This window comes from Clostridium beijerinckii (assembly GCF_018223745.1).
Taxonomy (GTDB): Bacteria; Bacillota; Clostridia; order Clostridiales; family Clostridiaceae; genus Clostridium; species Clostridium beijerinckii.
In genome coordinates this window covers 2,169,942-2,192,049 of sequence record NZ_CP073653.1, presented here as the reverse complement: position 1 = coordinate 2,192,049, position 22,108 = coordinate 2,169,942, and the positions used below count along the sequence as shown (strand labels likewise).

The 22,108-nt window shown below is 36.9% G+C and carries 9 protein-coding genes, 1 tRNA gene and 5 rRNA genes; 2 read left to right on the top strand and 13 right to left on the bottom strand.

The genetic code is table 11. From position 1 onward, the window contains the following. Positions 1 to 132: 132 nt before the first annotated feature. The 3 genes from KEC93_RS10020 to KEC93_RS10010 form a co-directional block, all read right to left on the bottom strand. A 23S ribosomal RNA gene (locus KEC93_RS10020) occupies positions 133 to 3,043 on the bottom strand. Between the two features lie 345 nt (positions 3,044 to 3,388). After that, positions 3,389 to 4,900, bottom strand: a 16S ribosomal RNA gene (locus tag KEC93_RS10015). Together the 16S and 23S rRNA genes form the textbook arrangement of a ribosomal RNA operon. 570 nt (positions 4,901 to 5,470) lie before the next feature. Continuing rightward, positions 5,471 to 5,947: a ferritin family protein gene (locus KEC93_RS10010; protein ID WP_023977040.1), complete on the bottom strand. Its 477-nt coding sequence runs from the start codon at positions 5,945 to 5,947 to the stop codon at positions 5,471 to 5,473. A 206-nt stretch (positions 5,948 to 6,153) separates the two neighbouring features. Here KEC93_RS10010 and KEC93_RS10005 point away from each other — a divergent pair, with 206 nt between their 5' ends. Continuing rightward, on the top strand, positions 6,154 to 6,597 hold the full coding sequence (locus tag KEC93_RS10005) for a MarR family winged helix-turn-helix transcriptional regulator (protein WP_017210204.1): 444 nt from the start codon (positions 6,154 to 6,156) through the stop codon (positions 6,595 to 6,597). An 81-nt stretch (positions 6,598 to 6,678) separates the two neighbouring features. Continuing rightward, a complete protein-coding gene (locus KEC93_RS10000) occupies positions 6,679 to 7,848 on the top strand; it encodes an MFS transporter (protein ID WP_077870013.1) in 1,170 nt (389 codons plus the stop codon). A 184-nt stretch (positions 7,849 to 8,032) separates the two neighbouring features. On the opposite strand, the gene KEC93_RS09995 is transcribed toward KEC93_RS10000, so the two are convergent. The 10 genes from KEC93_RS09995 to KEC93_RS09950 form a co-directional block, all read right to left on the bottom strand. Continuing rightward, positions 8,033 to 9,433 (bottom strand): aldehyde dehydrogenase, encoded by a 1,401-nt coding sequence (locus KEC93_RS09995; RefSeq protein ID WP_077870012.1) that lies wholly within the window; start codon positions 9,431 to 9,433, stop codon positions 8,033 to 8,035. A gap of 90 nt (positions 9,434 to 9,523) precedes the next feature. Beyond that, the gene (locus KEC93_RS09990; protein WP_023977043.1) at positions 9,524 to 11,092 is read right to left on the bottom strand and encodes a coiled-coil domain-containing protein; all 1,569 of its coding nucleotides are present in this window, start codon (positions 11,090 to 11,092) and stop codon (positions 9,524 to 9,526) included. A gap of 428 nt (positions 11,093 to 11,520) precedes the next feature. Further along, positions 11,521 to 11,637, bottom strand: a 5S ribosomal RNA gene (gene rrf, locus KEC93_RS09985). Positions 11,638 to 11,640: 3 nt separating this feature from the next. Further along, positions 11,641 to 11,715: transfer RNA gene (locus tag KEC93_RS09980), tRNA-Asn, on the bottom strand. Between the two features lie 138 nt (positions 11,716 to 11,853). After that, positions 11,854 to 14,762, bottom strand: a 23S ribosomal RNA gene (locus KEC93_RS09975). Between the two features lie 517 nt (positions 14,763 to 15,279). Beyond that, a 16S ribosomal RNA gene (locus KEC93_RS09970) occupies positions 15,280 to 16,793 on the bottom strand. Positions 16,794 to 17,457: 664 nt separating this feature from the next. Beyond that, on the bottom strand, positions 17,458 to 18,561 hold the full coding sequence (locus tag KEC93_RS09965) for a PrsW family glutamic-type intramembrane protease (RefSeq protein WP_077868554.1): 1,104 nt from the start codon (positions 18,559 to 18,561) through the stop codon (positions 17,458 to 17,460). A gap of 222 nt (positions 18,562 to 18,783) precedes the next feature. Next, positions 18,784 to 20,349 carry a hypothetical protein gene (locus KEC93_RS09960; RefSeq protein WP_077868555.1) on the bottom strand — a complete coding sequence of 522 codons (1,566 nt, stop codon included), beginning with the start codon at positions 20,347 to 20,349 and terminating at the stop codon, positions 18,784 to 18,786. A 45-nt stretch (positions 20,350 to 20,394) separates the two neighbouring features. Beyond that, positions 20,395 to 21,042: a Fe-only nitrogenase accessory AnfO family protein gene (locus KEC93_RS09955; protein ID WP_077868556.1), complete on the bottom strand. Its 648-nt coding sequence runs from the start codon at positions 21,040 to 21,042 to the stop codon at positions 20,395 to 20,397. A gap of 491 nt (positions 21,043 to 21,533) precedes the next feature. Further along, on the bottom strand, positions 21,534 to 22,097 hold the full coding sequence (locus tag KEC93_RS09950) for a GNAT family N-acetyltransferase (RefSeq protein WP_077306112.1): 564 nt from the start codon (positions 22,095 to 22,097) through the stop codon (positions 21,534 to 21,536). Positions 22,098 to 22,108 lie beyond the last annotated feature (11 nt).

Sequence of the window (22,108 nt, the reverse complement as noted above, 5' to 3'; positions counted from 1 at the left end):
TTTGAAAGAATTTGTTCTTTCAAAATTGCACATAAGTGAGGGTCCAAATTTTATATCTGGATACTCGAACTTACTCAGCGAACGCCAGTGAGTCGAGCTTCCTCTATTAATGTATATTACAACTTGATTATATTGGTCAAGCTCTCGACCTATTAGTATCAGTCAGCTAAATATGTTACCATACTTACACCTCTGACCTATCAACCTTGTAGTCTTCAAGGGGTCTTACTAGCTTATGCTATGGGAAATCTCATCTTGAGGTGGGCTTCACACTTAGATGCTTTCAGCGTTTATCCCTTCCCGACTTAGCTACCCAGCTATGCTTCTGGCGAAACAACTGGTACACCATAGGTCAGTCCATCCCGGTCCTCTCGTACTAAGGACAGCTCCTCTCAAATTTCCTACGCCCGCGACGGATAGGGACCGAACTGTCTCACGACGTTCTGAACCCAGCTCGCGTGCCGCTTTAATGGGCGAACAGCCCAACCCTTGGGACCTACTTCAGCCCCAGGATGCGACGAGCCGACATCGAGGTGCCAAACCTCCCCGTCGATGTGAACTCTTGGGGGAGATCAGCCTGTTATCCCCGAGGTAGCTTTTATCCGTTGAGCGATGGCCCTCCCACGAGGTACCACCGGATCACTAAGCCCGACTTTCGTCCCTGCTCCACTTGTAGGTGTCGCAGTCAGGCTCCCTTCTGCCTTTACACTCTTCGAACGATTTCCGACCGTTCTGAGGGAACCTTTGGGCGCCTCCGTTACATTTTAGGAGGCGACCGCCCCAGTCAAACTGCCCACCTAACAATGTCCTGTCACCAGTTTCATGGCATCCAGTTAGAACTTCAATACTATCAGGGTGGTATCCCAACAACGACTCCACTAAGGCTGACGCCCTAGTTTCCCAGTCTCCCACCTATCCTGTACAGACAATACCGAAATTCAATGCTAAGCTACAGTAAAGCTCTACGGGGTCTTTCCGTCCAATCGCGGGTAGCGAGCATCTTCACTCGCACTACAACTTCGCCGGATTTGCAGTTGAGACAGTGCACAAGTCATTACGCCATTCGTGCGGGTCAGAACTTACCTGACAAGGAATTTCGCTACCTTAGGACCGTTATAGTTACGGCCGCCGTTTACTGGGGCTTAAGTTCACACCTTCGCGAAACTTCGCTAAGTGTTCCCCTTAACCTTCCAGCACCGGGCAGGCGTCAGCCCCTATACATCAGCTTTCGCTTTAGCAGAGACCTGTGTTTTTGTTAAACAGTTGCTTGTGCCTATTCTCTGCGGCCTGATTTCTCAGGCACCCCTTCTCCCGAAGTTACGGGGTCAATTTGCCTAGTTCCTTAACTGCAATTCTTCCGTCGGCCTTAGGATTCTCTCCTCATCTACCTGTGTCGGTTTGCGGTACGGGCACTACTTCTCTTTCTAGATGCTTTTCTTGGAAGCATGGAATCAGATACTTCGGTTCCGTAGAACCTTCCCCATCACGCCTCAGAATTGTTGGAACGGATTTGCCAATCCCAACTCCCTAAACGCTTAGACTAGCATCCAATAGCTAGCACATCCTATCCTTCTCCGTCACACCATCGATAATAACGATTATAGTGGTATTGGAATATCAACCAATTGTCCATCGACTACGCCTTTCGGCCTCGCCTTAGGTCCCGACTAACCCTGAGAAGACAAACTTTACTCAGGAAACCTTAGATATTCGGCCTGTAGGATTCTCGCCTACATCTCGCTACTAATGCCAACATTCTCACTCGTAATCAGTCCACCGCTCCTTACGGTACGACTTCAGCCCGATTACGACGCTCCTCTACCGCTCACGTAAAACGTGAACCCGTAGCTTCGGTGGTAAGTTTGAGCCCCGGACATTTTCGGCGCAGGATCTCTTGACTAGTGAGCTATTACGCACTCTTTTAATGAGTGGCTGCTTCTAAGCCAACATCCTAGTTGTCTTAGAAATCCCACATCCTTTTCCACTTAACTTACACTTTGGGACCTTAGCTGACGATCTGGGCTGTTTCCCTTTTGACCATGGAACTTATCTTTCATAGTCTGACTGCCGGACTGATAGTATGTGGCATTCGGAGTTTGATAAGGTTCGGTAAGCGCTATGCCCCCTAGCCTATTCAGTGCTCTACCTCCACTACTCACATTTTCCGACGCTAGCCCTAAAGCTATTTCGAGGAGAACCAGCTATATCCGAGTTCGATTGGAATTTCTCCGCTATCCACAGCTCATCCCATGCTTTTTCAACAGCAACGTGGTTCGGTCCTCCACGAGGTTTTACCCTCGCTTCAACCTTACCATGGATAGGTCACCCGGTTTCGGGTCTACAGCATGCAACTAGTCGCCCTATTAAGACTCGGTTTCCCTTCGGCTCCGTACCTTAAGTACTTAACCTCGCTACATACCGTAACTCGTTGGCTCGTTCTACAAAAAGCACATCATCACACACATAAGGTGCTCTGATCGGTTGTAGGCACATGGTTTCAGGTTCTATTTCACTCCCCTCCCGGGGTTCTTTTCACCTTTCCCTCACGGTACTGCTTCACTATCGGTCATCAGGTAGTATTTAGCCTTGGGAGGTGGTCCTCCCTGCTTCCCACAAGGTTTCACGTGTCTCGTGGTACTCTGGTGCAGAACTGATTATCATAGTTTTCACTTACGGGACTATTACCCACTATGGTCCAACTTTCCAGTTGTGTTCAATTAACTATGATTTCTCGTTATGTTCTGTCCGCAACCCCAGAGATAAATCTCTGGTTTGGGCTCTTTCCTTTTCGCTCGCCGCTACTAAGAAAATCGATTTTTCTTTCTCTTCCTCCAGGTACTTAGATGTTTCAGTTCCCTGGGTATACCTTCATAAAGCTATGTATTCACTTTATGATACATGGGGTTTCCCATGTGAGTTTCCTCATTCGGAAATCTTCGGATCTCTGACTATGTGCGTCTACCCGAAGCTTATCGCAGCTTATCGCGTCCTTCATCGGCTCCTGATGCCAAGGCATTCACCATGCGCCCTTTGTAGCTTGACCTAATTATTAGTCATATCACAAAGAATATTTATTCTTGGCTTTGTTGTATTTTATATATACATTAAATCTATGTGCAATTTTCAAAGAACATCTGCTGCTTATTAACTTCAATTGCTTCATCAGCTCCAAATTTTACTCATTCACGTACGTGAAGTACGCTTCATTTCATAAAATTTTCGCTTCTTCGCACTTGTTGCTACTAAGCTACGCATTTTGAAAGACTTAGTCTTTCAAAATTGAACAGAACAAATACTTAAGTAACCTTTGAGCAAGTATTTTATATTTTCATACATAATAATGTATCTGTACTAGTCAGACATCATGCTGATCTAGATTTCTCCATAGAAAGGAGGTGATCCAGCCGCAGGTTCTCCTACGGCTACCTTGTTACGACTTCACCCCAATCGCTGACCCTACCTTAGGTCGCTGCCCCGCTTGCGCGTTAGCTCACGAACTTTGGGTATTGCCAACTCTCATGGTGTGACGGGCGGTGTGTACAAGGCCCGGGAACGTATTCACCGCGACATTCTGATTCGCGATTACTAGCAACTCCAGCTTCATGTAGGCGAGTTTCAGCCTACAATCCGAACTGAGACTGGTTTTAAAGTTTAGCTCCGCCTCACGGTTTAGCATCTCTCTGTACCAGCCATTGTAGCACGTGTGTAGCCCTAGACATAAGGGGCATGATGATTTGACGTCATCCCCACCTTCCTCCCGGTTAACCCGGGCAGTCTCGCTAGAGTGCTCAACTAAATGGTAGCAACTAACAATAAGGGTTGCGCTCGTTGCGGGACTTAACCCAACATCTCACGACACGAGCTGACGACAACCATGCACCACCTGTCTTCCTGCCCCGAAGGGCTTCCCCGATTAAGGGTAATTCAGGAGATGTCAAGTCTAGGTAAGGTTCTTCGCGTTGCTTCGAATTAAACCACATGCTCCGCTGCTTGTGCGGGCCCCCGTCAATTCCTTTGAGTTTTAATCTTGCGACCGTACTCCCCAGGCGGAATACTTAATGCGTTAGCGGCGGCACAGAGGTCATGACAACCCCTACACCTAGTATTCATCGTTTACGGCGTGGACTACCAGGGTATCTAATCCTGTTTGCTCCCCACGCTTTCGAGCCTCAGTGTCAGTTACAGTCCAGAAAGTCGCCTTCGCCACTGGTATTCTTCCTAATCTCTACGCATTTCACCGCTACACTAGGAATTCTACTTTCCTCTCCTGCACTCTAGATATCCAGTTTGGAATGCAGCACCCAGGTTAAGCCCGAGTATTTCACATCCCACTTAAATATCCACCTACGCTCCCTTTACGCCCAGTAAATCCGGACAACGCTTGCCACCTACGTATTACCGCGGCTGCTGGCACGTAGTTAGCCGTGGCTTCCTCCTCAGGTACCGTCATTATCGTCCCTGAAGACAGAGCTTTACAATCCGAAGACCGTCATCACTCACGCGGCGTTGCTGCATCAGGGTTTCCCCCATTGTGCAATATTCCCCACTGCTGCCTCCCGTAGGAGTCTGGGCCGTGTCTCAGTCCCAATGTGGCCGATCACCCTCTCAGGTCGGCTACGCATCGTCGCCTTGGTGAGCCGTTACCTCACCAACTAGCTAATGCGACGCGGGTCCATCTCATAGCGGATTACTCCTTTAATTGCTATGCCATGCGGCACTACAATCTTATGCGGTATTAATCTTCCTTTCGGAAGGCTATTCCCCTCTATGAGGCAGGTTACCCACGTGTTACTCACCCGTCCGCCGCTAATCCACTCCCGAAGGAGCTTCATCGCTCGACTTGCATGTGTTAAGCACGCCGCCAGCGTTCGTCCTGAGCCAGGATCAAACTCTCAATAAAAAGTTTAATCTTAGCTTACTCAAATAAAAATTGCTGGTTTACTTAAATGTATTTATGTTATTCTGTTCAATTTTCAAAGACCAATTTTTCCTTCTAAATCCTGTTATTACAAGACTTACAAGTTTCTGTCGTTTCTGACAGCTTATTCAGTATATCATCGCTTTCAGACTTTGTCAACAACCTTTTTCTAAACTTTTCAAACATTTTTTTCTTAGATGTTTTATTAGCTTTAAGTTATTGAATTTCATCCTCTTCAGCAACGAATTAAATCATACCATCGCTATTCAATATTGTCAACATTTTTCACAAAACTTATAATTTTACATTTCAAATATCTTGTAAACTTGAGTTTTTTTGTTTACATCTCTTAGCGACGTTTTTTATCTTAACACTTCTAAATTACTTACATTTTAAATTATCCCCTAATTTTATAAGATTATTCATACTTTTCTCTGCTATATGTCATTATTCTAAATTTTATTTATACTGACACACTAGAAATAGTTTACTAATAGACTTACTATACTTCAATGCATATATTAATGTTTCCTAGAAGTTATATCTTAAATATTATTTCAAAACCAAATCACTAAACATTTTCTCATGTCTCCTTTCTTCTTCTATAATATTTGAGATAATCTTATATACATTATTGTTTACATCATTTAAGTTTCCAAGTAATCTTCCCCGGATATCTAGAAGTAAGCTTATGCTATTTTTCTCAAATTCTAATGAATATTTTATTAAATCCTGAACATTGTCTACATGAGGAATTCTAATTTGACTCTTAAATTCATATAAAAGCTTTACAACTTTGTCATATAAGTAAAAATCAATAGTATCATTGAGTTCATAGTTAAATTTCTCTTTTAATCGCTCATAATATTTGATATGTTTAATTTCTTCCTTTCTAATCACTCTTGTAATAATCTCAATATTTTTAGAATTCTTTTCTTTTGCATTTTCTTCAATTTTTTTATATACCTCTAATGCATTGTTCTCAATATCAATAAGTCTCTCTATCAAATCATAAATAGTATAATTCATAATTAATTTCTCCTATTATATTTGAATTTATTTTAAATTGTATATAGACTAAAGAAAATTTATAAAATTATTATCATTATACTTTTTAACTATAATTAATATACGTTAACTAGTATATTTTTATATTCATTATCATCTTCACTAAAGCATTATCTATTACATTATAACGTTTGACAACATTGTGTAGCATCTATACAATATTTATTATGGATAAATTATTAGACAATAAAGAAATTAGTGAAATATTTCTGGAAGTAATATGTAGTTTCTTTGAAAAAGATTTGAAAGCAAAAAATTTTGGAACAGATTCAAATCTATATCATTCCGAAATACACATGCTGCAATATATAAAAGAAAATGAGGGCTTACATATTTCAGCTATTGCAAGAAAACTTGAGATTACGCGAGGTGCTGTCTCACAAACTATAAAGAGATTAGAAAATAAGGGCTATCTATTTAAGGAGGCGAGTTCTGATAGTAATTCAAAACTAATATTGAAGCTTACAGAAAAAGGTGAGGTGGCATATAAAAATCATAAAAGCTATCACAACCAATACAATCTTGTTATAAAAGAGTTATTGAGAAGTGCTAGCAGAGAAAATAAAGAATTTTTGTATAATTTTCTAAAGCAATTTAAAGACAAAATATAAGATACCTTTTCAAGGTATTTTATTTTATATTATATGTATAGTATCTATACATAAATCAATACAGTATTGTGGAGGATTAAAATGACTCATAAATCAAATTTTAAATTAAACAGATTTATAATATTAATTATGGCTATTACTTGCGGGGCTACAGTTGCAAACCTATATTTTATTCAGCCATTACTAACACAAATTTCTATAAACTTTAATATTTCAGAATCTCAAGCAGGATTTATTGTAACTCTAACCCAAATAGGTTATGCTCTAGGATTATTTCTATTTGTTCCACTTGGAGATATAAAAGAACGTCGTAATCTAATTATAAAAATGCTTATAGTTGTTGGTATTTCTTTGCTATTAGTTGCTATTTCTCCTAATTACGTAATTTTATTAATTGCTTCTCTGTTAGTTGGATTTACAACAATAATTCCTCAACTAATAGTTCCATTTGCTGCGCATTTGGCAGAACCTTCAGAACGTGGAAAAATAATAGGTAATGTTATGAGTGGACTTCTAATAGGAATATTACTATCAAGAACATTTAGTGGGATTGTCGGCCAAGCTTTTGGTTGGAGATCAGTATATTTCTGTGCTGCATTCTTAATGGCACTTTTTGCAATAATAATAAAAAACTTTTTTCCAACAAGCATACCAAACTCCAGTATATCATACGCTAAGCTAATACTCTCCATATTTCCTCTAATTAAACAAGAGAAAACTTTAAGAGAAGCATCTATAAATGGAGCATTGATGTTTGGAGCTTTCAGTGCATTTTGGACTTCTGTTATTTTTTTATTAGGTTCTCACGTTTATAATCTTGGAACACGTGAAGCTGGATTGCTTGGTTTAATAGGGGTTGCTGGAGCTGGCGCCGCACCTTTTGTTGGAAGAATTGCTGATAAAAAAACCCCTAAATTTACAGTGGGAATAAGCATTATTTTTTCTACTTTATCTTATATATGTTTTTTCATTTTAGGATATAAACTTTATGGTTTAATTGTTGGTGTTATACTACTAGATTTAGGAACCCAAGCTGGTCAAGTTTCCAATCAAGCAAGGATACATGAGCTTGGTGATGAAGCACGTAGCCGAATTAATACTGTATTTATGGTTTCATATTTTCTTGGTGGATCATTAGGCTCATTTCTAGCACCTTTAAGCTGGCAATATTTCGGTTGGATTGGAGTATGCTCAATAGGATTTATATTCGAAGTTATGGCTCTAATTTTTCACTACATCATTTATAAGTAAAATTTCAAGCTACTTATCATTTCATTAGACCATTAATAAATTTATTCTTCTATGGAAATTATACTAACCTTTAATATATCGTAGCCTATATATAATAAAATTATTACTATTATAACCTACGATATATCAGCATTTTGCTTTTTAATAACATTAAAACTTAGTTTCCTAATAGAAATTTATTATTTTAATTAAGAAATTTTTTAATTAAAGTCATACTCTTTGCGCTATATGGTGGAAAAAGTATTCTAATATTTATTTTTGTTCCTCTATTCAGGACACTTTTTCTATGAGAAAATGTTTTAAAGCTCTCTTCTCCATGATAAGATCCTATACCAGAATTTCCAACACCTCCAAATGGCAAATTACTATTTGCTAAATGATTTAAAGTATCATTTATACAAATGCCTCCTGATGGTATTTCTTCGATGACTCTTTCTCGTATTTTCTTATTATTAGTGAATATATAAAGAGCCAGAGGTTTAGGCATTTTTTTGATTTTCATTACAACCTCATCAAAATTAACAAACTCAATAATAGGTAGTACAGGCCCAAATATTTCTTCCTTCATGCTTTCCGATTCAAATGCTGATACATCTATAATTGTTGGCTCTATAAACCTTTCATATTCATCATAACTTCCTCCATAAAGAATTCCCCTTTTATCTTTATCAATTAAATTTTTTATTCTGTTAAAATGTTTATCATTTATTATCCTGCCATAATATTTACTAGATTTAACGTTATCTCCAAAAAATTCTTTTATGGCATTTTTCATTTCTTTAATAAGCTCATCTTTAATATTTTTACTAACCATAATATAATCTGGAGCTACACATGTCTGCCCTGCATTTAAAGTCTTTCCCCAAATAATCCTTTGAGCAGAAATTTTGATATTAGCAGTTTCATCTACTATTACTGGACTTTTACCGCCTAGCTCTAGAGTAACTGGAATCAAATTTTGCGCTGTCGCTTTCATTACTATCTTTCCAACACTTACGCTTCCAGTAAAGAATATATAATCAAATGGAGCATTTATTAATGAAATATTTGTCTTAATACTTCCTTCTACACAGCTTATATATTTTTTATCAAATATTTTTGAAATCATTTCACTTATTGTATTTGAAACATTCAATGAAATTTCAGAAGGCTTTATTACTATGCAATTCCCTGCACTTATTGCACCTATTAACGGCTCAATAACGAGTTGAAACGGGTAATTGTAAGGACCGATTATTAACACGCTTCCATAAGGTTCGCTAACTATATAACTTTTTCCAGGCTTTAAAAATATCGGTGTTTCTGTTTTTTTAGGCTTTGCCCATTTCCTTAAATTATTAATTGTATTTTCTATACTCAAATATACAAATCCTATTTCTGTTACATATGATTCAAATTCATGTTTTCCCAAATCAAGACTTAAAGCTTCAGTAATTTTACTTTCATAATCTTTTATACTTTCTTTAAGTTTTTTTAATTGATTAATTCGAAATTCTATTTTCTTAGTAGCCTGAGTGCTAAAAAACTCTTTCTGATCTTTAAGAATTTCATTAACATCTTCTGATGTTAATTCAGAACTATTCATTTTATTATCTCCTTACCTTATATTCTAAGCAAATATTCCATAATTATAATTTTATCCAAATACTTGTAAAAAAATAACTTATGAGATAATTTAAAATTCCGGAGTGATTTCATCTATATGTACTGTCTTTTCTCCATTTTCCAATATCCTAAACTGAATCTCTATTTTAAAGCCATCTAAGAAGCTTACATCTATGTATTCATATTCTTCCTTTTTTTTCTTATTGCCTTTACTTTCTATTACTCCCATGCTTAAAGCCATTGGATCATTTGTAAAATGTAATTCATGTAAACATTGTTCGATTTTAAGTAATTCGCTTCGGGTAAAGCTTACTACATTACCCAAGTTATCAAAATTAAAAGTAAACTTATTAAAAAAATGGCTCCATTTCTTAAATATTTCACTCTTCTTTTCTTCTTCTTTATTTCTCACATCACTTTTCATTTTGTTATAAGCATCTACCAAGTTATGTGCTTCCTCTTTTAAATGTTGAAATTCCATTCCAATGTTTTTTATACTTTCCTCTTTAATAGATATTGCTTTAACATTATCATCTATCAATTCCTTCTTATATGTGGCCTTTATATTAATATCTGAAATCTTATTATTCACATCAATTTCTTCAAACTTAACTACTTTAAATTCTTCCATAAGTGAGTCTAGTTCCTCTAATGGTGCGTTTTCCATTTTAACCTTAATCTCTTTTAATTCATCTTCATATGATTTCTTGACTGATGTTAATTTAATATGTATTTTCCCCAAATCTATTATATCTTCTTCCGCTTTATCTCTACTTCTAATTGCGCTCTTCAATAGACGTTTTTCTTTCTCTAAACTATTCTCAATAGAATTTATTTTATCCTTACATAATTCTATTTGTTTTTTCAACTTTAACAATTCTTCCTGCGACTTCTTTAATTCTTCTTCTCTTTTAAATGCTTCCACTTCCTCTTCACTTGTTACAAAACTCGGAAGTTCTTCTTCTTTCACAGTAAATCTACCTCCATAAGCCTTAACGCATAACCATATAAGTCTTATAAAATGTTGCCTATCTAATTTTTTCCACACATTAAGAAATGTCAATTTTGCAACATCTACTGATTGAGTAAATTCTCTTTTTTGTTCTTCATCCATACTACTTATAATTTCTTCTATATCTTTTGTAGTTTCTTGTAGATCTACAAATGCTTGTCCATTTATATATTCTTTAGCCTTACCACTAAGCTTTTCATTATATTTTGAATAAATAATATCAGCCTTATGGTTTGGCGTTAAGTTTTTATGCACTTTATATAGTTTAGCTGCTTCCTCTATTACCTCTATTGATACTTCGTCCTCTGTTGCACTCTCTAAATCATCATTAGCCTTTTCGGAAAGAATGTTGAACAACCTTTCATTTAACTCATTTCTTGTACACTTTTCCAATTCTTCTTTTTTTTCGTCAACCAAAGCCCATATTTCTTTTACTTCCGGTTCTTCAAGCACACGATTTTTTCCTATTTTACTTCCTATAAAATTAATTATACTTATAGTTCTTTTCTTAGCCTTTTGTATAATTGGCTTTGATATATTTGTCACATTCATTGTTTCAAGTAATGCAATTTGTTCAATGATGTCATTATCTGAAATTTTTCTAAGTCCGTCAAAAATATTAGGCATATCTGTCTCCTTTGTAAATTAATTATTAGTTATTTTTATCATAGTTCATCTTAACAACGCTATAAAGTCAGCATAATAAATTCATATTAAAGCTACGATAATTCCTACCTAATTACTATATAGATTCTCAAATGAAATTTCAACCATATAAGTTATAAATAATATAATTCATTCTTTATAAGTTTATTGGTTTTATATATCTTGATAATTTTAAAATAAACTTTGATCAATTAAATTTTTTAGATAACATATGATAATGAAATATAATATTCACTAACACAAATTCTAGCATATTCATCTATATTTTAACAGAATAACCATTAATATTCCACATTATTGGTGAGATTCCTATTTTTATATATCTATATGTTCACCATCCCAAAATTTGATAAAAAAAAAGACAGCCATTATGACTATCTTTAATACTTACCTCGCAACGTCCTACTCTGCCACACAGTCTCCCATGCAGTACCATCGGCGCTATAGACCTTAACTTTCCTGTTCGAAATGGGAAGGAGTGTTACCTCTATGCCATCATCACGAGATATTGGCTCCGCGAAGAGGACTCGAACCTCCAACCTATCGGTTAACAGCCGAGTGCTCCACCATTGAGCTATCGCGGAACGCTATTTGAAAGAATTTGTTCTTTCAAAATTGCACATAAGTGAGGGTCCAAATTTTATATCTGAATACTCGAACTTACTCAGCGAACGCCAGTGAGTCGAGCTTCCTCTATTAATGTATATTACAACTTGATTATATTGGTCAAGCCCTCGACCTATTAGTATCAGTCAGCTAAATATGTTACCATACTTACACCTCTGACCTATCAACCTTGTAGTCTTCAAGGGGTCTTACTAGCTTATGCTATGGGAAATCTCATCTTGAGGTGGGCTTCACACTTAGATGCTTTCAGCGTTTATCCCTTCCCGACTTAGCTACCCAGCTATGCTTCTGGCGAAACAACTGGTACACCATAGGTCAGTCCATCCCGGTCCTCTCGTACTAAGGACAGCTCCTCTCAAATTTCCTACGCCCGCGACGGATAGGGACCGAACTGTCTCACGACGTTCTGAACCCAGCTCGCGTGCCGCTTTAATGGGCGAACAGCCCAACCCTTGGGACCTACTTCAGCCCCAGGATGCGACGAGCCGACATCGAGGTGCCAAACCTCCCCGTCGATGTGAACTCTTGGGGGAGATCAGCCTGTTATCCCCGAGGTAGCTTTTATCCGTTGAGCGATGGCCCTCCCACGAGGTACCACCGGATCACTAAGCCCGACTTTCGTCCCTGCTCCACTTGTAGGTGTCGCAGTCAGGCTCCCTTCTGCCTTTACACTCTTCGAACGATTTCCGACCGTTCTGAGGGAACCTTTGGGCGCCTCCGTTACATTTTAGGAGGCGACCGCCCCAGTCAAACTGCCCACCTAACAATGTCCTGTCACCAGTTTCATGGCATCCAGTTAGAACTTCAATACTATCAGGGTGGTATCCCAACAACGACTCCACCAAGGCTGACGCCCTAGTTTCCCAGTCTCCCACCTATCCTGTACAGACAATACCGAAATTCAATGCTAAGCTACAGTAAAGCTCTACGGGGTCTTTCCGTCCAATCGCGGGTAGCGAGCATCTTCACTCGCACTACAACTTCGCCGGATTTGCAGTTGAGACAGTGCACAAGTCATTACGCCATTCGTGCGGGTCAGAACTTACCTGACAAGGAATTTCGCTACCTTAGGACCGTTATAGTTACGGCCGCCGTTTACTGGGGCTTAAGTTCACACCTTCGCGTTACCACTAAGTGTTCCCCTTAACCTTCCAGCACCGGGCAGGCGTCAGCCCCTATACATCAGCTTTCGCTTTAGCAGAGACCTGTGTTTTTGTTAAACAGTTGCTTGTGCCTATTCTCTGCGGCCTGATTTCTCAGGCACCCCTTCTCCCGAAGTTACGGGGTCAATTTGCCTAGTTCCTTAACTGCAATTCTTCCGTCGGCCTTAGGATTCTCTCCTCATCTACCTGTGTCGGTTTGCGGTACGGGCACTACTTCTCTCTCTAGATGCTTTTCTTGGAAGCATGGAATCAGATACTTCGGTTCCGTAGAACCTTCCCCATCACGCCTCAGAATTGTTGGAACGGATTTGCCAATCCCAACTCCCTAAACGCTTAGACTAGCATCCAATAGCTAGCACATCCTATCCTTCTCCGTCACACCATCGATAATAACGATTATAGTGGTATTGGAATATCAACCAATTGTCCATCGACTACGCCTTTCGGCCTCGCCTTAGGTCCCGACTAACCCTGAGAAGACAAACTTTACTCAGGAAACCTTAGATATTCGGCCTGTAGGATTCTCGCCTACATCTCGCTACTAATGCCAACATTCTCACTCGTAATCAGTCCACCGCTCCTTACGGCACGACTTCAGCCCGATTACGACGCTCCTCTACCGCTCACGTAAAACGTGAACCCGTAGCTTCGGTGGTAAGTTTGAGCCCCGGACATTTTCGGCGCAGGATCTCTTGACTAGTGAGCTATTACGCACTCTTTTAATGAGTGGCTGCTTCTAAGCCAACATCCTAGTTGTCTTAGAAATCCCACATCCTTTTCCACTTAACTTACACTTTGGGACCTTAGCTGACGATCTGGGCTGTTTCCCTTTTGACCATGGAACTTATCTTTCATAGTCTGACTGCCGGACTGATAGTATGTGGCATTCGGAGTTTGATAAGGTTCGGTAAGCGCTATGCCCCCTAGCCTATTCAGTGCTCTACCTCCACTACTCACATTTTCCGACGCTAGCCCTAAAGCTATTTCGAGGAGAACCAGCTATATCCGAGTTCGATTGGAATTTCTCCGCTATCCACAGCTCATCCCATGCTTTTTCAACAGCAACGTGGTTCGGTCCTCCACGAGGTTTTACCCTCGCTTCAACCTGGCCATGGATAGGTCACCCGGTTTCGGGTCTACAGCATGCAACTAGTCGCCCTATTAAGACTCGGTTTCCCTTCGGCTCCGTACCTTAAGTACTTAACCTCGCTACATACCGTAACTCGTTGGCTCGTTCTACAAAAAGCACATCATCACACACATAAGGTGCTCTGATCGGTTGTAGGCACATGGTTTCAGGTTCTATTTCACTCCCCTCCCGGGGTTCTTTTCACCTTTCCCTCACGGTACTGCTTCACTATCGGTCATCAGGTAGTATTTAGCCTTGGGAGGTGGTCCTCCCTGCTTCCCACAAGGTTTCACGTGTCTCGTGGTACTCTGGTGCAGAACTGATTATCATAGTTTTCACTTACGGGACTATTACCCACTGTGGTCCAACTTTCCAGTTGTGTTCAATTAACTATGATTTCTCGTTATGTTCTGTCCGCAACCCCAGAGATAAATCTCTGGTTTGGGCTCTTTCCTTTTCGCTCGCCGCTACTAAGAAAATCGATTTTTCTTTCTCTTCCTCCAGGTACTTAGATGTTTCAGTTCCCTGGGTATACCTTCATAAAGCTATGTATTCACTTTATGATACATGGGGTTTCCCATGTGAGTTTCCTCATTCGGAAATCTTCGGATCTCTGACTATGTGCGTCTACCCGAAGCTTATCGCAGCTTATCGCGTCCTTCATCGGCTCCTGATGCCAAGGCATTCACCATGCGCCCTTTGTAGCTTGACCTTTTGTTCGTTTACTAATGTCTATTACTTCGTCAACTTCAAAAATTACTCACTCTCGTACGTTTAAGTACTGCTCATTTCATAATTTTCTCGTTTCCTTGTACTAGCCATTATTAAACTTCACAAATTAGTACGCATTTTAGTATCTACTACAAAAATTACGTTATCCAATTTGGTTTAATCATTTCACAAAGAATATTTATTCTTGGCTTTGTTGTATTTTATATACATTAAATCTATGTGCAATTTTCAAAGAACATCTTGCTTGCTTATTATCGTCAATTGCTTCGTCAACTACAAATTTTACTCATTTACGTACGTGAAGTACGCTTCATTTCATAAAATTTTCGCTTTCTCGCACTTGTCGCTACTAAGCTATGCTTTTTTGAAAGACTTAGTCTTTCAAAATTGAACAGAACAAATACTTAAGTAACCTTTGAGCAAGTATTTTATATTTTGATACATAACAATGTATCTGTACTAGTCAGAACGTCTGTCTGATCTAGATTTCTCCATAGAAAGGAGGTGATCCAGCCGCAGGTTCTCCTACGGCTACCTTGTTACGACTTCACCCCAATCGCTGACCCTACCTTAGGTCGCTGCCCCGCTTGCGCGTTAGCTCACGAACTTTGGGTATTGCCAACTCTCATGGTGTGACGGGCGGTGTGTACAAGGCCCGGGAACGTATTCACCGCGACATTCTGATTCGCGATTACTAGCAACTCCAGCTTCATGTAGGCGAGTTTCAGCCTACAATCCGAACTGAGACTGGTTTTAAAGTTTAGCTCCGCCTCACGGTTTAGCATCTCTCTGTACCAGCCATTGTAGCACGTGTGTAGCCCTAGACATAAGGGGCATGATGATTTGACGTCATCCCCACCTTCCTCCCGGTTAACCCGGGCAGTCTCGCTAGAGTGCTCAACTAAATGGTAGCAACTAACAATAAGGGTTGCGCTCGTTGCGGGACTTAACCCAACATCTCACGACACGAGCTGACGACAACCATGCACCACCTGTCTTCCTGCCCCGAAGGGCTTCCCCGATTAAGGGTAATTCAGGAGATGTCAAGTCTAGGTAAGGTTCTTCGCGTTGCTTCGAATTAAACCACATGCTCCGCTGCTTGTGCGGGCCCCCGTCAATTCCTTTGAGTTTTAATCTTGCGACCGTACTCCCAGGCATGGAATACTTAATGCGTTAGCGGCGGCACAGAGGTCATGACAACCCCTACACCTAGTATTCATCGTTTACGGCGTGGACTACCATGGTATCTAATCCTGTTTGCTCCCCACGCTTTCGAGCCTCAGTGTCAGTTACAGTCCAGAAAGTCGCCTTCGCCACTGGTATTCTTCCTAATCTCTACGCATTTCACCGCTACACTAGGAATTCTACTTTCCTCTCCTGCACTCTAGATATCCAGTTTGGAATGCAGCACCCAGGGTTAAGCCCGAGTATTTCACATCCCACTTAAATATCCACCTACGCTCCCTTTACGCCCAGTAAATCCGGACAACGCTTGCCACCTACGTATTACCGCGGCTGCTGGCACGTAGTTAGCCGTGGCTTCCTCCTCAGGTACCGTCATTATCGTCCCTGAAGACAGAGCTTTACAATCCGAAGACCGTCATCACTCACGCGGCGTTGCTGCATCAGGGTTTCCCCCATTGTGCAATATTCCCCACTGCTGCCTCCCGTAGGAGTCTGGGCCGTGTCTCAGTCCCAATGTGGCCGATCACCCTCTCAGGTCGGCTACGCATCGTCGCCTTGGTGAGCCGTTACCTCACCAACTAGCTAATGCGACGCGGGTCCATCTCATAGCGGATTACTCCTTTAATTGCTATGCCATGCGGCACTACAATCTTATGCGGTATTAATCTTCCTTTCGGAAGGCTATTCCCCTCTATGAGGCAGGTTACCCACGTGTTACTCACCCGTCCGCCGCTAATCCACTCCCGAAGGAGCTTCATCGCTCGACTTGCATGTGTTAAGCACGCCGCCAGCGTTCGTCCTGAGCCAGGATCAAACTCTCAATAAAAAGTTTAATCTTAGCTTACTCAAATAAAAATTGCTGGTTTACTTAAATGTATTTATGTTATTCTGTTCAATTTTCAAAGACCAATTTTTCCTTCTAAATCCTGTTATTACAAGACTTACAAGTTTCTGTCGTTTCTGACAGCTTAATTAGTATATCATCGCTTTCAGACTTTGTCAACAACCCTTTTTAAAACTTTTCAAACATTTTTTCTTAGATGTTTTATTAGCTTTAAGTTATTGAATTTTATAATCTTCAGCAATGAATTAAATCATACCATCGCTATTTAATATTGTCAACATTTTTCACAAAACTTATAATTTTACAATTCAAGTATCTTATAAACTTGAGTTGTTTTTGCTTATATGTCTTAGCGACGTGTTTTATCTTAACATCTTTAATTTAACTTACTTTTTAAATTATTCCCCAATTTTATAAAATTATTTATACTTTTCGCTATCATACTTGAGTATACTAATTTTTACCTATATTGATACACTAGTCTCAGTTGTTACATGATTGAAATAGCCATACTAAACTTTATATCCTGAAAGACATCTTCATAAATTATATAACAAATAACATTTTAGTTTATAAGCAACATCGCTTGCAACTTTAAAAGCTAGTATATTGAAATTTTATTTCCATAAACTATGATCTGATGGAATTAGATTCTATTACTATAACTTAAACTTGAAATTTGTTTTAACCCTGTACTGATTAATATTAATATAACAATCCACGCAATTATTGTAAGAATTCCTTGTATTATTGGAAGATTACTCGTATTACTTATTGGCATATCCCAAACCGCATGTAACGCAACAGCAATAATAAAATATTTAAGAAATTTTATATTCGTTATATATTTAAATTTTAGCCTATTATCTTCCTTTACCATAACTAAAGCAGCTCCATACATTGCTGCCCAGACAATATGACCTCCAAATGCTAAAATTCCTCTAGTATATATTATCTTCATCATTGTAGGTATTTGAAATCCATAAGCAAACGCATATCCAGCCGTTTCAAAAACTGCAAATCCTGCCCCCACTGCTGCACCTAGCAAAAGCCCATTTAAAATATATTTTTCCTTACTTCCTCTTAAAAAATACGCAACAACAATGAATTTAGCAGATTCTTCAATAATTCCTATCATTATTGATCCAATGTAATCTACATTTCTAACATACACTACTCTACTTAGAATCATTGTTATTAACAAAGAAAAAACACCTCCAAAAAAGAATATTTTTACTACATCAAATATATTAATATTTCTTGGAGCATTTACCTCCCAAAAGAAAATAAGTAATGAAAACGGAATTATCAAAGCACCTATAAATATAATTCCTGGATAAGCTAATATATTCTCGAAAATTTTTAACAGCGCTACTAATCCAGCAAAAGTTATTGCAAATAGAAAAAAAACTCTTGAAAACAGCCAAGGCTTAGGCCACTTTGAACATATCTCGCCTTCCTTAGGAGATGTTTTTGCTGTTCCGCAAATAAATGTATTTTCTCTCTCTTCTGGTGTGTGCTTTTTAAATACATTAACAACTAGATCTCTTAATCTTAATTCTACTTTCCCGCTTCCTCCCGCTATTTTGTTTAACTCGCTCAAAAAACTATCATTTCCATTATTAGTTTCTTCTTTAGCTCTTATATAATTTTCATCACTATCAAGATCTAGTCCGCATGAACTACAAGACTTTGAATTATTAGCAGTTTTTTTCTTGCAATTTGGACATTCCTTAGTGTTTTTTTCCATACATCTATCCTCCTTCAATCTGGTTCTAATTATTTTTCCCAATATTTTTTTTGTAATTCAAATTTTCTGATTACATACCCAACTGATCCCCTAACAAGTATAAAAATAATTTCTACATTCTTTCACACTTACTAAATATCATAAATTAAGCAATTCATTTTTTTTATGAATTAATTTATAAATCACCCATAAATTCTTTGTTACATAAAAATTTAATTATTTCTAGTATATAGATTCTTCATGATTTCCTTCGCATGAAACTATTTTTTCGATAATTTCTCCCTCTACAAGATCTATATTCGTCTTTCCTATATATCCAAATTTACATTTATTAAGCTTAATAAAATCCATAGCTCTATGAAACGTGGAATGATTCATATATTGAGTATAAAAAAATATGTAATCAGCTGTATTTAAAATTCTTATATCAAAGTTTTCGTTGAAACCATTTAACATTCTTATTTCTGGATATTTTATTCTAAATCGCCTTCTCCATTCCTTATCTCCGCCAATTATAATAATTTTTTTGCTGATAGTATATTTCTCTAATCTTTTGTTACAATCCGAAATTTTGTGATTAGTATCAGAATTAAACTCATATTCTTTTAAATATTCTAAATCCAATTTTAAAATCTTTTCTTCATTTAATTTATTCTCAAGAATTCTAATTCGATCTTCCTTCTTCTTCATTTCTAATTTATATATGCTATCTAGCTTGCTTAATTCAGACTTCAGCCTCTTTTCATACATTAACTTTTCCTTGTTAAAATAATCAAGTTTATTTTTCAAGCTAATGTTTTCTTTTTTAACTTCACTAATCTGCTCCTCTAATATGCTTAATTTATAGCTATTTGACTCCTCCATATTATTAAAATATAAGCTTCTAGCCTTCTTATACTCATTAATAAGTGATTGTATAAATATTCCACTAACAATACAAAATAAAATTATGTCTGAGTCTTCATTTTTTGCCATCCTCACATACGGCAGTATAATTTTCTCGATACAAATAAATTGCGAGTCTTCAAACATACTCTCTATATTGATCCCATTCATTATAAACAAATCCTCTAAAATTTCGCCTAACTTTCTAACACCTTCATTATTATGTCTCAAGATATCTTTAAAATTATATATCTTCCCAAACTTTTGCTTTATTAGCAACTTAACTTCCTTTATTTTATTCTTATAATTTTCAATCTCCATCTCAATATTTTCATTTATAAAATTTTTAGATTCAAACTCCTCAATATCGTTTAGAATAGAAATTACGAACCCTTGATCTACTATTTCTTGTGAAATATAAATAGCAAAATATAGATATACTGCCGCATCAAATTTTGCTTCTATATTTCTAGTTATTAAATCCATTTTCATGTATCTATTTTTCAATATTTTCTTATCATGCTTCTTTACAGCATTATATATAATTGGATAATACTTTCTAAGAACTTTAATAATTTTGCTTCTTACTGTACTATCCGTTTCCCCTTCTATAAGTACCCCAACAATCCTACGTGAATATATTTCTTGTTCAATATTTGCTTGCTTTATAGTAGTATAATTTATACAAGTGTCATTTATAGCCGCATTATAATATTTCAGTCTATCCTCATAATATATTTTATCAATATCTTTTTTCATTTCTTTGCTTCTCGTTAGACTTATACTTATATTAGCAAATATATAATTTCTTATAATGTTACTATCAATATTTAAATGTTCAGCAATAATTTTTGAAAAAGAACTTACATTTATCTTTCTATTATTACGCACTTCAATATCCACTATTTTTTCCTCCTTGCATTTAATACTGAATCTAGAATCTAAATCCTAATACCCATCATAATTATTTATTACAACAATATAATCACTTTCTCCAATCTTTGAAAACTGAAATTTAAGATTCAATTTTGTTAAATCTTCCTCTAACCAATTTGGAATATGACTGCAGGCTATTATTAGCTCATTAAAAATTTTTCTATTTAGAAATGGCTTCAAAGCTTGCTTAGACGTAATACCTATATTATCCTTCTGCAAATTCTTAAGATTTAATATATAACGCCCACATTCCCCATTACCTAATGAGATAATAAATTGCCTATTATTACTTATATCTGAATGATTTATAAATTTACTTACTTTCTCCGCCTCTTTTTCTTGTTCTAATATATACTCCAAAAAACATATTGGATTTCCATCCATATTCCACAAACTCAACCCCATTTTATCTAATGTAGTATGCACAAAATCCGAAAAATTCTTAGCAACGAAAACTTTGCATTTTCCTAGTTCCTGCGCAATATTTAAAACTTCTAAATAAATTTCTTTACTATCCTTTGTATAACAAAATTCAAATACTAATTTTTTAACCACTCTCCATTCATTTCCCTGCTTTGAAAAAACCTTAATAAATTTGCTTTTCTCATATTCAGTAGCCTCTCCAAAATCATTTACACAAACTGCTATTTCATTAACCATAAATACCTCCATGTTTATAACTTAATTTCTATAAATTCTTTTGTAATAAATTTTATTTTAATTACAAAAAAATTTGATCTTTTTAATTAACAGAAAGAACAAAATCGCAGGCGACTGTGGAGCCTGAGATTTTTTCACGCATCTGCCTTTTCGAACGCATGTGAGAAAAATTTGGCAGGCGAATAAGATTTCTTTTTTATTCTTTTTAAAATACAAGAACTAATCAATCAACTTTTTTTAAGTTATCCACAAATTTTATTGGAATATAATTTTCTAAAGAATAAAAAAAGTCTAATTCATATACTTTGTTAGTATAAAAATTAGACTTCATAGCCATTTTGAAAGAATTAATTTATCTTTATTTTTTTACAGCTTTGGTTTAGGTAGCTGTTTAATAACATTATTATATATTTTAAAATTATATTTTTCAATAAGCCTTCGCTCTTATTTAATGTAGTAAAAATAGAACTTTTATATTTTAAGAATTTAAACTATACATAACTTAATTCAACATATTTTGAATATAAGCTTCCTGGAATTATTTCTTTGTATATATCCTTTAATCCTGTATAAATTGCCAGATCTTCAAGATCTACATTACATAAACACATAATGCAATAATCTATATCAAATAATTTACAATAAATATCTGTCATTCTCATCCCGTTTCTTTTATAAAAGTCAATTCTTCTTTTTCTAATAATTTTCTCACTTTCATTAGGTCCGCATTCTACCCTCTCTACTTCTACTATAATTCCATCATAATTTCTAAAATGCTCCTGTAGTATACTTAAAAATTCACTTCCAATTCCTTCATCTCTATGCTCTTTGCATACCGCATAGTAATCAATTAACAAATATGATTTTGATGAAGCTAAAAGTGCGTATGCTAGAAGTTCATTATTATTATACAAGCCTATACATATGTAATTTTTTCTTTTATTAAGTTTCTGTATTACATCAAGAGGCTTTAATTCCCCATACGGAAAATCTTTTATCATATGTTCATTATAGATAATTTCAATATCTTCATTATTTAGTTCTTTTAGATTCATTTTCGTTCATC

Bases quoted from the DNA above. Each gene is read 5' to 3' on its own strand.
- KEC93_RS10010 (WP_023977040.1), bottom strand. From the start codon at position 5,947: ATGAATTATACTATTTATGATTTGATAGAGAGACTTATTGATATTGAG.
- KEC93_RS10005 (WP_017210204.1), top strand. From the start codon at position 6,154: ATGGATAAATTATTAGACAATAAAGAAATTAGTGAAATATTTCTGGAA.
- KEC93_RS10000 (WP_077870013.1), top strand. From the start codon at position 6,679: ATGACTCATAAATCAAATTTTAAATTAAACAGATTTATAATATTAATT.
- KEC93_RS09995 (WP_077870012.1), bottom strand. From the start codon at position 9,433: ATGAATAGTTCTGAATTAACATCAGAAGATGTTAATGAAATTCTTAAA.
- KEC93_RS09990 (WP_023977043.1), bottom strand. From the start codon at position 11,092: ATGCCTAATATTTTTGACGGACTTAGAAAAATTTCAGATAATGACATC.
- KEC93_RS09965 (WP_077868554.1), bottom strand. From the start codon at position 18,561: ATGGAAAAAAACACTAAGGAATGTCCAAATTGCAAGAAAAAAACTGCT.
- KEC93_RS09955 (WP_077868556.1), bottom strand. From the start codon at position 21,042: ATGGTTAATGAAATAGCAGTTTGTGTAAATGATTTTGGAGAGGCTACT.
- KEC93_RS09950 (WP_077306112.1), bottom strand. From the start codon at position 22,097: ATGAATCTAAAAGAACTAAATAATGAAGATATTGAAATTATCTATAAT.